Origin of the sequence: Paenibacillus herberti, assembly GCF_002233675.1 — a bacterium.
GTDB classification, from domain to species: domain Bacteria; phylum Bacillota; class Bacilli; order Paenibacillales; family Paenibacillaceae; genus Paenibacillus_O; species Paenibacillus_O herberti.
Window position 1 is genome coordinate 86,864 of sequence record NZ_NMUQ01000003.1, and the last position, 15,727, is coordinate 102,590.

The window sequence follows — 15,727 nt, forward strand, 5'->3', positions numbered from 1 at the left end:
TGTAGGGTCGTAGGGATGGAAGATGGCAGCGGTATAATTCCACACGGCGCTCCGTCCCGTGCGAATTACCTTCATTTCTCTACCCCAATGTCATCTCGCTATCTATCTAACCCAACCGATGTTCCCCTATATACTTAACTCGAAGCACAAACATAGCGAAAGAAGGGGACATATATGTATAAAAAGCTCACTACCGTGCTGCTCCTAGCCTCAATGGCCGCAGTAGCAGCATGTTCAAATGCCTCAAATGATCCTAAAAATTCAGGAACAGCTACGAATACTCCAGCAACGGGTGACCCTGCCGCAGCAGCCGATCCGTTTGGTAAATACAAAGACCCGGTGAAAATAAGCATCGCTTATTCTGTAGACCCTGCTTTTAAGTCTACTAAAGGCGAAACGCTCGAAAAAAATGCCTGGAAAACGGCCATTAAAAATGATCTTAATATCGAATTTGATATTGCATGGCAAGTATCCAAAGAGAATTTTGATCAGAAAATGAATTTATCCATTGCCAGCAACGACTTGCCTGATGTTATGGTCGTTAGCCAGGTCCAGTTGAATCAGATGGTGAAGGCAGGAGCTATTGAAGACCTCACGGAAGTTTATAATAACTACGCCTCTCCTGCTGTGAAAAAAATAATTGATAGTACAAAAGGCCTCGCAAAAGAACAAGTTACCTTTGACGGCAAAATGATGGCTATTCCGAATGTAAGCGCGGAAGACTTCAATATGCTTTGGATTCGTCAAGATTGGCTTGATAAGCTTGGTCTTAAGCCGCCCAAAACGGTGGAGGAGCTGCAAAATGTAGCAAAAGCATTTGTGGAGCAAGACCCTGATGGCAACAAACAAGCCGATACGATCGGTATTGCTGCAGGTACAGCATTGTATAATGACTTTACGGGCGGACCAGGCTCGATGGATTTAACGCCGATCTTCGCAGCGTATGATTCGTATCCAGGAGTCTGGGTTGAAGGTGCGGACGGTAAGCCGGCATATGGATCGAATACAACAGAAACCAAAAATGCGCTTGCCAAGCTGCGCGAAATGTACGCGGCCGGTTTGATTGATAAGGAAATCGGTATTCGCAAAGCGGCTGAAGAGACTGTTATAAGCGGCAAAGCGGGCATGTTCTTTGAAGGTTTCTATGGCGGATACTGGCCGCTTCCGAGCGCTTGGCAGAACGATCCTAAAGCCAATTGGCAAGCCTATGCCTTGCCGCTGGACGCAGAGGGCAAATACAACGTCAAAGTTGCTAACCCATCGAGCGGATTTTTGGTAGTCCGCAAAGGGTATGAAAATCCGGAAGCTCCAATCAAGCTGAACAACCTTTATTTGAGAGATGAAGCTATTCACGGCAATGATTTCATGATGGTTCGCAACTTCTTTGCACCGCTTGATGAGATCGGATTTGAATACAAAGCGCTGCAAGAAGTATTAGCGGGAACAAAAAAGCCGGAAGACTTTGGCGACATGCCGGAATATAAATTGTTGAAAAACTCTGTGGCTACCATTAAAAACTCTAAGCTGGAGCCTTATGACAAGATGGATATTCAGTATTGGAATCAAAGCGATAAAGATTTCATGCGTGCATTCTCCATCATGGTCGGTGCTAAAAATCATTACGATCCAGCCATCAATAAAATGACAAGTGTGTCCTATGCACGGACCAAAACGGTCGAGAAAAAATGGACCAACTTAAGAAAGCTGGAAAGTGAAACCTTCCTGAAAATTATTATGGGCTCTGCACCGCTCGAATCTTTTGATAAGTATGTTGAAGATTGGAGTAAACAAGGCGGCAGCGATATTCTGCTAGAAATCGAAGAAACGGTCAAAAAGTAACCATACGCATCTATGAATAGAAATAATCTCAATGAACAACCCTTCCCGAACACGGGAAGGGTTGTTCGTCGTCGGTTGGCCTCTCTAGGTCAGTTCAGCGCCTATAGGTAGACAAATGTAAGCCCGGCAGAGGTATAAATGGTATAAATTTTCGATCAAACGGATGGTAAGATCGCAAAACTTGGCTTCATATCTCTATCCCAATGTCCGCTTGTTATCTATCTCAGGGAATAGCCCCTTGTGATTATACTGAATGAACAACGCTAAGCAACGATCCAGCGATTCTCTAGGCCGAAAACAAGGAGTGAACGATTGTGAGAAACAAAGGCTTTTCAAAACATTACTACCTCATGCTGTTGCCAGGGTATATATGGCTAATTATGTTCAGTATTGTGCCGATGTTCGGGGTGCTGATTGCATTTCAAGATTATCAGCCTGTACGCGGCGTATTTGGTTCGGAATGGGTCGGCCTGGAAAACTTTGAATACATGTTTTCGCTTAATGACAGTAAGGTGATCTTTTTCAACACCGTGTTTATCGCTTTGCTGAAAATTATCGCGCATCTGATCGTACCGGTAATTTTCGCGCTGATGCTTCATGAAGTACAGGTCGCCATCTTCAAAAGATGGGTTCAGACATTGGTCTACTTGCCTCATTTTCTGTCCTGGGTCATTCTCAGCGGAATTATTATGGACGTCTTCTCGTTCTCAGGTCCAGTCAACAACCTGCTATCCCTATTCGGAGTTGATCCGGTTCTATTCATGGGCAAACCAGAGCTGTTCCCGTATCTCATCGTCGGAAGTGATGTGTGGAAAGAATTCGGCTTCAATACAATTATTTACTTGGCAGCATTAACGGGAATTAATCCATCTCTATACGAGGCGGCAGCTTTGGATGGAGCAAACCGTTGGCATAGACTGCGGCATATTACGCTTCCAGGTATTGCACCAACAGCGTTACTGCTGCTCATCTTGAGTCTTGGAAATGTCCTGAATGCCGGATTTGATCAAGTCTTCAATTTGTACAATCCGCTCGTATATTCAACTGGCGATATTATAGATACTTGGGTCTATCGCGAAGGTCTTTTGAAATTACAATTTGGTCTAGCTACAGCAGTAGGTTTGCTGAAGTCCGTAGTTGGCTTCATTTTGATTACGTTATCCTATTACCTTGCCAGCCGGTTTACCAATTACCGGATCTTTTAACGAAGGAGCATTAAAATGATTAGAGAAACGTCAGCCGCCTCCAGGCTATTCGATATTATGCTGATCATCTTTTTGGTTGTCATCTCGCTGCTCTGTATATTGCCTATCTGGTATACATTGATGGTTTCTCTTAGCCAGAAATCAGCAGCAGCGGCTGGCATCGTCAGTGTGTGGCCCATAGGATTTAACTTGAACTCTTATAAGGAAATCATGAAGGACGCCGTGTTTTTCAACTCCTTCTGGGTATCCATTCAACGTGTTGTATTGGGAGCTGCTCTGAGCTTCGTCGTTACGATACTTATGGCGTATCCGTTATCTAAAACGACGAGGGATTTCCGTTTAAGAAATGTCCTCATGTGGATTCTGGTGTTCATGATGATGTTCAGCGGCGGACTTATTCCACTCTACCAAACGGTGAAGGCGTACGGGTTGATCGACAGTATTTGGGTGTTGGTGCTGTCTGGCGGACTGCCTATGTTCAATGTCATTCTGGTCATTAACTTCTTCCGCAATCTGCCAAAAGAGCTGGAGGAATCCGCTTTTGTTGATGGCGCTGGACCGTGGTATACGCTAGTTAAGCTTTTCGTTCCTTTATCCGTACCGGTGTTAGCCACGATTACACTGTTCTCTATAGTTGGTCACTGGAATGAATTTTTCAGCGGTCTGGTCTTTATGACAACACCGGAAAATTATCCGCTGCAAACCTATATTCAGCAGATGGTCGTACAAATGGACTTCACGACGATCAATACGGACCCTGAAGCATTGAAACGCTTGAGCGAGCTATCCAATCAAACTTTGAATGCCGCCAAAATCTTTATTGCTATGATTCCAATATTAATTATTTATCCGTTCCTGCAACGATTCTTCGTTCATGGAATTACGTTAGGATCGGTTAAGGAGTAGCTAAATCACAGCCCCAATGAGCCCTTTGGCATTGGGGCTGTTTCATGTCATCCTCTATATCAAATCCAATATTTGGAGTGAAATTAATAATGGGCTATGTAGAAGATTTACGGAAGATGGTCGGGCATATTCCCTTAATTCTTGTTGGGGCAGTTGTACTAATAAATGATGGAAACAATCGAATATTGCTGCAAAAACGGATGCAGCATCCCGTGGGTAGATTTGGCCTGCCAGGCGGCCTGATGGAGCTTGGGGAATCAACGGAAGAAACGGCACGTAGAGAAGTTTTTGAGGAAACCGGACTTACGATTGGTACCCTGCATTTGATAGACGTATTTTTAAAATAATAGCCAAGTACAGGGATAAAATTCTAAGCTCCACGTAGATCTTCCCTCGGGAAACTTGAGAAGCAAGCATAGAGAGAAGATAGTAAACAAAAGATAATAATTGAATGCAACGCGAAATGGATAAAGCTATAAAACTCGATTTTAGTGAAGAAAAACATCATCCACAACAAAAAAGGTAGTACTTCTCCTACTATAGCAATAACTAAAATTACGCTCGTAATTATTGCTCCTCTTGGCATATAGAAAGAAGGTTACACTACCCACAAAAACAACACTACTCCAATTGTAATAGAATATATCCCCCATAGTTCGAGATATGTATCAGCGTTTTCAGGGCCTAAGAGCTTTATTTTCACAAATGTACGGGTGACGAGTGGATTGTAAATAAGCCCGGTTAAAATCATAATTAAGCTAGTAACAATGAAAAGAGTCCTATCCTTAACCGAGTTCATGTCCATCTCACCTCCGATTTCCCTGATGTACTTTATTATTGTCCTCAAAACTAAATTCTAAAGTGTAAACCTGGATAATCTTTATAAGATGAACTAGAGAAACAAAAGAGGAAGCGGAGCGAACCGGCCTTCTATGAGAGAATACCAACTTACAACCGAATAGATTGAGCCACTAACCTTTGTATGGTAACATAAATCGCAAATTGAAGTATTCCTCACAGACACTAGGCGAGCACAACTTTGATAGCGGGGGATGTCTATATGAGGGTTCTTGTAGTAGAGGACGATCAACTGGTTCGTCGCGGTTTCATTAGCATGATGCCCTGGAAAACTTATGGGCTAGAGGTTGTAGGAGAAGCAATAAACGGGGAGAAAGCTCTAGAATTTCTAGCACATAACGACGTTGATCTTCTATTTACTGATTTGCTAATGCCTGTGATGACCGGTCTTGAGCTGATGAAGCAAGTTAACGTCAGATACCCTCATATTGGACAGGTTGTGCTTACTTTTCACGAGGAATTCGAGTACATACAGGAAGCGCTCCGAATCGGAGCTTTAGATTATATTATCAAGGCCGACTTTGAAGTGGAGCAAATGGACGACGTATTGCAAAGAATCGTCTAGGCATCGGCAGTAGACTGCTTCGCGACCATGGCTACTCCTTTTATTACTTGGGTGATGAGAGTCTTTTCGAAGAGGAGCAGGACAAGGAAGAAACACTTTTTGGACTGCGGGTAAGCCGAATTGACCGCAACAAGTGGTGGTTGGAGGAGAACGACGATCCAGTCGGGCTCGAGCAAATGCTGGAGCAGCTACAACTGCCCCCTTATTGGGCGATCGTGAAGTGGACAGGCATTCGCGGGTTTGATAAGGATCGAATCAGGATGAGTGTACAACAATTCAAGGATTCTCTGTACTTCATGTACGATAAGAAAATTGCCTTTTATACTCAAGCCTATACGATAACCGATCAGCATGGGCTGAGGGGAACTCATTACTTGTTAACCAGGGATGAAGATTGGGTTTCAAGAGCCTGGATTATGGATGATGAGGTTTTCAACACGCTGCTGGACGATATTGTTGTACAAAAGCCGCATCGGATGTGGCTAGAAACATATTTTCTCGCAATGGTAGATAAGTGGAAAATAACGTTTGGCGTCCCTGTGCTTGAAGAGCATGGAGCTCTGCGCTTTTTAGTATGGCAAGATGTAGTGGACTGGCTTACCGAAGTACGTGAAACGATAAAAAGGTCGTGGAAAACCTCCTATTATTCCAAAGAAATCGTGCGTGATATTATGAAATCCCTTGATTATATCCAACAGGAGTTTCAGAAGGAGCTGTCTATACTGGATGCAGCTAAACATGCCAGCATGAGCAGAAGCTACTTCAGCCGTTGTTTCCACGATATAACGGGGCACACGTTCAACGAATATTTGCGTTTATTACGGATTGGCCATGCTAAGCAATTATTGAAGCAATCGTCCAAGCCGATCCGTTGGGTTGCCTTTCAATCCGGATATCCGAACGAGAAATATTTCTGCAAAGTGTTCCGCAAAGAGGTCGGTTTGCAACCGCGAGAGTACCGTCTCACCAGTCGTGAAAATGCCGGCAACTAGGAGGTACCTCGTTGTTCATGTCTCGTTTTATTCCGCGGCGCTTTAAGGGTTTAGTCCCGTATTCGCTTAAACATCGGCTCATAGCTCTCTTGATTCTCAGTGTTCTGACTCCGCTCTTATTAATCGGGAGCATATCATACTATTCTATGCATTCAATCTTGGAGAACAAGACGGAGTCTGGGATCAAAGGCAATCTGCATCAAGTTCGGCTCTCTCTGGATACGCTGTTGAGACAGTTGAATCAGGTTTCCCAGCAGCTTGCCTTTGACGGACAAGTCGGCAGTGACCTGGAACAATACTTGGATGCACAAGCGCTGGAAAAAAAGCTCCTCTACGACGGTATTCGCACCAAATTAAATCTCATCCAATTTACAAATCCTTCAGTCGGTCTGATGTTTTATTTTTTTGAAGATAGTGATGAATTTTTGTTCCAGAACATCCCGCTTAAACAAGGCTTTGATATTGGCAAGCTTCCTGTATTTGATCAGTATCAAGATTTTACCTATTTTGGGCCTCATGAATCTCAGGCGATGGTTCTGAACAGGAATGTCATGTCCATCGTGCGTAAAATAGATGTGCCGTATTCCGATAATCTGTATGTTTATATCGAATCCGATTTAAGGCTGGAAGACAATCTGCTCAAGGAAGATTCGTCTGGCTTCAATATGGTGCATTTAATTGTCGACCATAACGGAGTTATTACATTTAGCGAAAACCCAAAAGATTTTCCGGTCGGATCTAGTTACGAGACAACCGCAGACTCCGAGAGAATCATCAATGGCAACTATGTATTTGAAGAAACGGGCAACCAGAAATGGAAGGTTGTCGCTGCCATTCCCAAAAAGGATTATGAGTCCGAAATACGAAGCTGGATGATCAAGTTTTTTTATTCTGGCCTCTTAATGCTTATCATCGGGATCGTTATCGCATGGTTTCTTTGGCGTTCTCTGTATCGGCCGATGCGTCAATTAAGCCAGAGCATTCGCAATGTCAAAAACGATAAGTGGGACGAGCCTTTCCAGTCTATAAATATGATGGAGTTTGACTCTATTCGCCAGGACTTTATTCAGATGAGAGAAAGAATCGGAGTTCTGATGGACGAGCTGGAAGTGGAGGGGAAGAGAAAGGGGCAGCTTGAAATCGAGAAGCTGATGTATCAGATCAATCCTCATTTTCTCCATAACACACTAGATACTCTAAGATGGACAGCTAGAATAGCGGGACAGAACGAGATGGATAAACTCATTTCAGCTCTTATAAAAGTACTGCGTTATAACTTGGGCAAAAGCGGCCCGGCTACGATACGAAGTGAGCTTGAAAATGTTAAAAACTACATGCTGATTCAAGAGCATCGCTACCAATTTCAATCCATTAAATACATTACACGTGGAATTACGCCGCTGGATGAAAAAGGGAAGCAAGTTTGGCCTGCCGTCGGAGATGAAGCAAGCCTAGTTTTAGTACAGGCAAGCTGTACAGCTGAAGCTGTTGCCAGACGCGCGGAACGGCGGGCCGTAATCCATAAAGGAACGCTTGTTTCAGGAGAAATTTAAACCTTTTTGCATGTTAAGTTTTCGCATGAATTATTGTCAAACGGGGATTTACATATTATAATGAACCATAGATAAGATGTAAGCGGTACCATGAAAGTTTTCTTTCTGGTACCGATACCATTATTCCGATTCCTTTATAGTAGAATAGAAATAGGCTCAAATTTTTTTATCGACTTATGGTATCGATACCAGAAATCTACCAAGCTTGAAGGCAGGGGGACGATGATGGCGCCAAAGATTAAAGATGTCGCTAAACACGCGGGTGTATCCGTTACGACGGTTTCGAGGGTGTTAAACGGCGAGAAATACGTCAAAGACGATTTGAAAGCCAGGGTTCAACGGGCGATCGACGAGCTCGGTTACACGCCGAGTCATATTGCAAGAAGTCTTGTACGGCAAAAAACGAACCTGATCGGTGTTATTGTCCCTGATGTTACTTCTAGCTTTTATTCCACGATTCTAAGCACGATTGAGAGAACCGCGAGTCTTAACGACTATAATCTGCTGGTTTGCAATATCATCGAGGATACGGACAAAGAACTCAAGTATTTACAAGTGTTTCAGCAGATGCGCGTAGACGGAATTATTATCATGCATGAAAAAATAAACGATGATATTCGCGATTTAATTCTCAAGCTTGATATCCCGATCATTTTTTCCAGCGTTAAACCCGTGGATCAAAAATTCATATCCGTTATTATTGATGACTATGCTGCGGCCTATGAAGCAACGCGCCATTTGATCCGTTTGGGTCATACACGAATCGGGTTTATCGGTGGAGATATGAGGGACGTCACCTCAGGACAAAACCGGTATATCGGTTACAGCCAAGCCCTTGCCGACTGTGGAGTGGATCAAGTGGACGATTATATCCGATTTGGCGATTACAAAACGCAAAGCGGATACGACAAGATGAAGGAAATACTGAGTGGCGAAACCTATCCTACAGCTGTATTTGCGGTTAGTGATGATATGGCGGTTGGAGCTATGAATTACATCCATGACCATGGGCTGAAGGTTCCGAATGATATAGCCGTAGTTGGATTCGACGGGAGCCAGTTGACCGAGCAGGTACGTCCACGATTGTCGTCGATGGAGCAGCCGATTTTAGAAATGGGTAAGGTGACGGTCGAGAAACTTCTCGATTTAATTACAGACAGCGAGGCTCCGCAGAGTGAGGATGTCATTCTTAAGCATAAGCTGGTCGTCCGGGACAGCTGCACGGCAGGGATCAAGAGCCAGAAAGCTTAATCATCTAGCAATCGGAAGAGGGAGAAGACATTGAGAATTTATGATGCGGTTGTAATCGGGGATGCCAATATCGATCTTGTGGTGGAAGGTTTCAGTCAAGTTCCTCAGCCGGGCCAGGAAATTTTCGTGGATAGAATGACGATGCATGTTGGTGGGGGAGCTGCTCTTTTTGCAGTCTCTCTCGCTAAGCTCGGCATTCGTGTTGCATTCAACGGAGTGCTGGGCGATGACAATTACGGACACTATATTCGGGAACGTTTTGAGCAATATGGTATCGATACCAGGATGATCCGAAATAGCGATATTAATAACACGGGCATCTCAATCGCATTTAATCCTGAAACGGATCGATCCTTCATCACTTATGCCGGATCGAATGCTGAGCTTCGGATGGACACCTTGGATTTTGATGAAATCGCTCAAGGCAGACATGTCCATATTACCGGTTATAGGGGCAGGAGAAATCATGATCAATACGTAGAAATGACGAAAGAGCTGAAAGAAAGAGGGGTCAGCCTCTCTTGTGACGTGGGCTGGGACGATTCCGGTGAATGGGACAATAGCGTATTTCAATTGATGCAAGATATCGACGTCTTTTTGATGAACGAAACGGAGGCTCAACATTACACGGGAATGAGCAACATTGAAGACTGTATTAGGCATATGGGGAAATATTGCGATCATGTGGTCATCAAGCTGGGAGCGGAAGGCGCGATAGCGCTAAAGGATGATGTACTGACTCGCCTGCCTGGGTACTCCGTCGTAGCGGTTGATACAACCGGAGCTGGCGACTCCTTCAATGCGGGGTATTTGTTCGGCTTTTTGAATGGAATGGACGTCGAAACGAGCTTGCAGTACGGTAATGCATGCGGTGCTCTATCCGTTGGCTCTCTGGGCGGAAGCACGGGAACGCCGGATTTGGAAGGCTTAAAAGCCTTTCTCCGAGAGCATGAAGATGAGCATGAAGTTCGGACTTAAGCCACCAGGAGAGGTGATGATCAAGCGATGAGGCTTCCACAATCGGTATCGACATTGCTGCAAGAGGCCGAGACTACGCTAACGGCTCATCCGCAGCTGCTGGATATGTTCAATAAATGTTATCCTAATACGCTGGAAACGACGGTAAAGCTTTTGCAGGATGAATCGGTATTCGTCATAACGGGCGACATTCCGGCAATGTGGTTAAGGGATTCCAGCGCACAGGTCAGACATTACCTGCCCCTTGCAGCCGGGGATGAGGATCTGCAGCACCTATTGGAAGGCTTGATCCGCCGACAAATCGCTTTTATTCATATTGATCCTTATGCCAATGCGTTCAACGAGGCGGCGAATGACAATCGCTTTGATTGGGATTTAACCGAGCTTAATGCTTGGGTATGGGAACGCAAATACGAAATCGATTCGTTATGTTATCCCATTCAGCTCGCTTACCTCTACTGGAAAGAGACCGGAGTGATGCGTCAGTTCGACGATTCTTTCCGCGCGGCAGTTCATACCATTTTATCTCTATGGAAAACGGAGCAGAGGCATGCTGAGCAATCGCCCTACCGTTTCGCCCGAGTGGATTGTCCGCCAAGCGACACTTTGCGCAACAACAGAATGGGAATGCCGGTCAATTATACGGGAATGACATGGTCCGCATTTCGCCCGAGCGACGATGCTTGTACATTCGGCTACCTGATCCCTTCTAATATGTTCGCTGTCGTCGCGCTCCGTTACATCGAGGAGATTGCCGAGGAAGTATGGGAGGACGCGGAGTTGGTTCGACTGGCGGCCGAGCTGCGGGAGGAAATCGACTTCGGGATTCAAACTTACGGCACTTATCTTCATCCTAAATACGGCAGAATCTATGCTTACGAAACGGACGGTTTAGGCAATTACAATCTGATGGATGATGCCAATGTGCCAAGCCTGTTGTCGATTCCTTATCTCGGTTACACGACTCATGATGATCCCATTTACCAGAACACCCGCAATTTCGTGCTGAGCAGCGACAACCCTTATTTCTATGAGGGCAAATACGCCAAAGGAATCGGAAGTCCGCATACTCCACCCGGTTACATTTGGCATATCAGCTTGTCCATGCAGGCGCTCACCTCACAGGATGATGCCGAAATCGCGGAACTGCTGAATATGCTTCAACGGACGGATGCAGGTACGGGATATATGCACGAAGGGTTCGATCCGAACCGTCCGGAGAACTATACTCGTCCTTGGTTTGCTTGGGCAAATAGTTTATTCGCTGAGCTGATTCACCGTTTGATGGGCAAAGGATTTTTCAGCTAAGGCATTCAGGCATTCGGGAGGTATAAAGATGAAATATATTGAAATCCAAGGTGTCGAGAAAAAGATTTCCCGGTTGTTCATGGGCACGGGGGACTTACGGAAGCTGGAAGAGCCGCATCGGATCATGCTGGAAGCGTACATCGAGGCAGGTGGCAATGCGTTTGACACTGCCCATCAATACCGTGGCAGAGAGCAAGTTCTTGGCGAGTGGCTAGCGGAAACCAACCTTCGTGAAAAGGTTGTCATCATGACCAAAGGCGCCCATCATGACGATGGAAGTCCCGGTCCACGCGTGAATCCTCAGGCGATCCGCCAGGATTTGACCGAGAGTCTAGAGCGGCTCGGCACCGAGTATGTCGATCTATATGCGCTCCATCGCGATGATCCAACCGTTGCGGTCGGACCCATTATGGAAGAGCTGAACGAGCATCTTCAAGCTAAGAGAATTCACGCCATCGGAGCTTCGAACTGGTCCCACCAAAGAATAAGAGAAGCTAACGAATACGCAGCAGCCCATGGCTTAACCGGATTTGCTTTCAATAGCCCGAATCTAAGCTTGGCCAAGCCGAAAGAACCTAGATGGGAAGGAACTGTCTCGGCAGATGGGGAAACTTGCCAGTGGCATGTCGGAACAGGGCTGCCGCTCCTCTCCTGGTCGGCGCAGGCAGGCGGTTTCTTCTCGGGTAACTTTGCTCCAGACATACAGACGGACCCAGAAATGGTCCGCGTTTATTACAGTGACAACAACTGGGAGCGGTATCGTCGCGCCGTACAACTGGCAGAAGAGAAAGGTGTTACAGCGATTCAAATTGCGTTGTCTTACGTTCTTTATCAGCCATTCCCGACATGTGCGATTATCGGACCTCGCAATCCGGAGGAGCTTCAATCATCGGTTGAAGCGATGAATCTAGAGCTGACCGCTGAAGAAGTTGCATGGTTGGATACAGCTGATAAAGCTTGATTAGGTGCTGTGAATCGACATTTGGGGAAAAGGTGAGGATAACATGTTGTTCACAGAAAAAAAGCTGGAAGCGAGACTGCGCGAGTTAAGCGAAGCTCGTTATCGCGACACCATTCCGTTTGACAGCTTCTTCGCCATCGAGGACGAAGCCGGCGCTACGGGAGCGCGGCCACCTGTGGGCTCTCCCGAGTTCGAATTGAAAACGGGCGAAACCTGGAAAGGACGCGACCGCTATATCTGGTTATCCCGCCAGGTTGAGGTTCCTCAGGAATGGGCGGGCAGATCCGTGCTCGGACGGTTTGATTTTGGCGAGACGGGCGGGGGCAATAACGACGGTTTTGAGTCTTTGCTTTACTGGAACGGTGCTCCTTATCAAGGCGTTGATTCCAATCACCAAGAGGTGTTTCTGCCGGATGAAGTCCCAGGCACTTCGGGCCGGATGGACATCCGTTTATGGTCGGGTCTGAGCGGCGGCGGCAAGCCGCGCGAAATGAAACATACCGTGAATCGAGCCGAGCTCTGCTGGCTGGACGAGAAAATAGATGATTTTTATTACACAGGCCGTGCCGTGCTGGGAACAATTGAAGTGCTTGAGGGCAACCATCCTGATCGGGCGGGTCTCTTAAAGGCGCTCGACCGAGCCTTACTGAAGGTGGATTGGTCCCAGATGGGCTCCGATTCGTACTACGAATCGATCTACGAAGCTCGCGAGTTACTGTTGTCGGAGCTTGATCGTTTCGAGAAGCATCATCCCGTAACGGTAACTGCTATCGGTCATACCCATATCGACGTGGCATGGCTGTGGAGACTGAAGCATACACGCGAGAAATGTGCTCGCTCGTTCTCTACCGTGCTGCGCTTAATGGAACGATTCCCGGACTATGTATTCCTGCAGACGCAACCGCAGCTGTACGCGTACATTAAGCAGGATTATCCGGAGATTTATGAGCAAATCCGCGAGCGCGTGCGCGAAGGACGCTGGGAGATCGGCGGCGGCATGTGGCTGGAAGCGGATTGCAATCTGCCCTCTGGGGAATCGCTCGTCCGGCAGTTCCTGTTCGGAACTCGGTTTATGCGTGAGGAATTCGGCGTGGAGAGCAAGTATTTGTGGTTGCCTGATGTGTTCGGATACAGCTGGGCATTACCGCAGATTTTGCAAAAATCTGGCTTTGATACGTTCATGACAACGAAGATTAGCTGGAATCAGTTCAACCGGATGCCGCATGATACATTCAAATGGCGGGGCATCGACGGGTCGGAAGTGCTGACTCACTTCATTACAACGCCTGACGATTGGGAAGAAGCTAACTCTTTCTTTTATACCTACAACGGTCTCGTGTCGGCTAAGACGGTCCAGGGAGCTTGGGAAGGTTATCAGGAAAAAGAAGTGAATCAGGAGCTGCTCCTATCCTACGGTTATGGTGACGGTGGCGGCGGAGTGAATCGGGAAATGCTCGAAATGCGCCGCAGGCTGGATAACATGCCTGGCTTGCCGAATGTGAAAACCGGTCGCGCGGATGAATACTTTGGGCGGTTGCAAGAAACGTTCAAGGAGACGGATCGCTACGTTCACACCTGGGATGGCGAGCTGTACCTGGAGTACCATCGGGGAACTTATACGAGCCAGGCTTACAATAAACGGATGAATCGCAAGCTGGAGCTGCTCTATCGGGAGACGGAATGGGTGAGCACTCTAGCCAGCGTGCTACACGGTAATTGGAGCCAGTATCGTCAAGAGCAGCTGAATCAAGGCTGGACGATTATTTTGCGCAATCAGTTCCACGATATTATACCTGGCTCCTCAATCAAGGAAGTTTACGAGGATAGCCGCGAGGAGTATGCCGAGGCGCTGTCGATCGCAACGGAAGCTTGGAGCGAAGCAGCTGCCGTTGTTGGTGGTATTGAAGTGGCGGCGGGGACGAATGCGCAGGGGACTTATACCGTGTTTAATAGCTCACCATGGGAGCGCGATGATCTGCTCGAAGTAGTGGCGGATGGCGTTGTTGCAGGAAGCGTCTGGACGGACGCAGAGGGCAACACTCTCGCTTCGCAGCAGCGTTCGGATGGCCGCTGGATCGTGGCGGTTCCGCATTTGCCTTCGCTAGGAATGGTTGCCCTTCATAATAAGGATGGAGCAGGGGCAGCTTCTGGGGCAGTGATTCCTTTCGAACAAGAGGGCCGTGTTCTGAAAACACCTCACTACGAGATCGAGTGGAATGAAGCCGGGCAGCTATCCCGGATTTACGATCTTGATCATCGCAGGAATGTTCTTGCGCCGGATAGTCGCGGTAACGTTTTACAAGTATTCGAAGACAAACCGCTCAACTTCGAAGCTTGGGATATCGATATTTTCTATCAAGAAAAAATGCGAGAAATTTCTGAGCTTGAATCCGTGCAGCTTGTAGATGCAGGCTCACTAAGTGCCGCTGTTGAATTCAAGTGGCGCTACGCCAAGTCTGTCATCACACAGACAATGACGGTGTACAAGGACAGCAGAAGAATTGATTTCTGCACTCATATTGATTGGCAGGAGCGTCAGCAGCTGTTGAAGGTCGCTTTCCCGGTTGACGTTCGTTCCACGGAAGCGACCTACGATATTCAATTCGGCAACGTGAAACGTCCGACGCATTGGAACACGAGCTGGGATTGGGCGCGATTCGAGACCGTTGGGCATCAGTGGGCCGATCTGTCTGAACGCGGCTACGGTGTTAGTTTGCTGAACGATTGTAAGTACGGGTATGACATCAAGGATAATGTGATGCGCTTGTCGCTGCTGAAGTCCGCTATTGATCCAGATCCAGATGCGGATATTGGGGAGCATGAATTCGTTTATGCGCTCCTTCCTCATGGGGGCGAATGGTATACTGGCGGCACCGTGCAGGAAGCGTGGTCGCTTAACAATCCTTTGACCTATTGCCAAGGGGCTCCGGTTAGAGAGGGCTTCTCGTTGTTCCGCTTATCCGTCCCTAATGTAATGGTAGATTCGATCAAAAAAGCGGAGGACGGAGATTATCTCGTGCTGCGTGTCCATGAATTTGCCGGCATTCGTTCATCGGTAGAGCTGAGCAGCGACTTGGAAATTGGATCCCTGCAGGAATGCAATCTGATGGAGCAGCCTCTCGGAGTTTTCCTATCGCCAGATGCAAGTTTTGAGCTGAAGCCTTATGAAGTTAAAACGTTTATGATTCAGCTTTAAAGCGGATTCGGCTGCTTCTACGGCTAGAGCTAGGGATACAGTGCCTTATACTACTATCAGTAAGACGGGAGGAGACTGAGCCCAAGCTCAGCTTCCTCCCGTTTTTTTGTGAAAG

Annotated in this window: 11 protein-coding genes and 1 pseudogene; all 12 read left to right on the top strand. The window is 46.8% G+C overall.

What is annotated here, in order from left to right:
• Positions 1-174 precede the first annotated feature (174 nt).
• Positions 175-1,839 (top strand): extracellular solute-binding protein, encoded by a 1,665-nt coding sequence (locus CGZ75_RS19860; RefSeq protein ID WP_089526036.1) that lies wholly within the window; start codon positions 175-177, stop codon positions 1,837-1,839.
• A gap of 314 nt (positions 1,840-2,153) precedes the next feature.
• The gene (locus tag CGZ75_RS19865) at positions 2,154-3,044 is read left to right on the top strand and encodes an ABC transporter permease (protein ID WP_089526037.1); all 891 of its coding nucleotides are present in this window, start codon (positions 2,154-2,156) and stop codon (positions 3,042-3,044) included.
• Between the two features lie 15 nt (positions 3,045-3,059).
• Positions 3,060-3,950, top strand: a complete 891-nt coding sequence (locus CGZ75_RS19870; protein ID WP_089526038.1) for a carbohydrate ABC transporter permease — start codon at positions 3,060-3,062, stop codon at positions 3,948-3,950.
• An 89-nt stretch (positions 3,951-4,039) separates the two neighbouring features.
• Positions 4,040-4,288: pseudogene (locus tag CGZ75_RS19875) on the top strand (NUDIX domain-containing protein); the annotation flags it as partial.
• A 722-nt stretch (positions 4,289-5,010) separates the two neighbouring features.
• Positions 5,011-5,373 (top strand): response regulator, encoded by a 363-nt coding sequence (locus CGZ75_RS19885; protein WP_089526041.1) that lies wholly within the window; start codon positions 5,011-5,013, stop codon positions 5,371-5,373.
• Positions 5,374-5,420: 47 nt separating this feature from the next.
• Positions 5,421-6,365 carry a helix-turn-helix transcriptional regulator gene (locus tag CGZ75_RS19895; protein ID WP_141136836.1) on the top strand — a complete coding sequence of 315 codons (945 nt, stop codon included), beginning with the start codon at positions 5,421-5,423 and terminating at the stop codon, positions 6,363-6,365.
• Between the two features lie 146 nt (positions 6,366-6,511).
• A complete protein-coding gene (locus CGZ75_RS19900) occupies positions 6,512-7,918 on the top strand; it encodes a sensor histidine kinase (protein WP_176444931.1) in 1,407 nt (468 codons plus the stop codon).
• Between the two features lie 222 nt (positions 7,919-8,140).
• A complete protein-coding gene (locus tag CGZ75_RS19905) occupies positions 8,141-9,169 on the top strand; it encodes a LacI family DNA-binding transcriptional regulator (protein WP_245850980.1) in 1,029 nt (342 codons plus the stop codon).
• A 30-nt stretch (positions 9,170-9,199) separates the two neighbouring features.
• Positions 9,200-10,147 (top strand): carbohydrate kinase family protein, encoded by a 948-nt coding sequence (locus CGZ75_RS19910; RefSeq protein ID WP_089526046.1) that lies wholly within the window; start codon positions 9,200-9,202, stop codon positions 10,145-10,147.
• A 27-nt stretch (positions 10,148-10,174) separates the two neighbouring features.
• The gene (locus tag CGZ75_RS19915) at positions 10,175-11,455 is read left to right on the top strand and encodes a glycoside hydrolase family 125 protein (RefSeq protein ID WP_089526047.1); all 1,281 of its coding nucleotides are present in this window, start codon (positions 10,175-10,177) and stop codon (positions 11,453-11,455) included.
• 28 nt (positions 11,456-11,483) lie between these two features.
• On the top strand, positions 11,484-12,416 hold the full coding sequence (locus CGZ75_RS19920) for an aldo/keto reductase (protein ID WP_089526048.1): 933 nt from the start codon (positions 11,484-11,486) through the stop codon (positions 12,414-12,416).
• A gap of 43 nt (positions 12,417-12,459) precedes the next feature.
• A complete protein-coding gene (locus CGZ75_RS19925) occupies positions 12,460-15,612 on the top strand; it encodes an alpha-mannosidase (protein ID WP_089526049.1) in 3,153 nt (1,050 codons plus the stop codon).
• Positions 15,613-15,727: the final 115 nt, after the last annotated feature.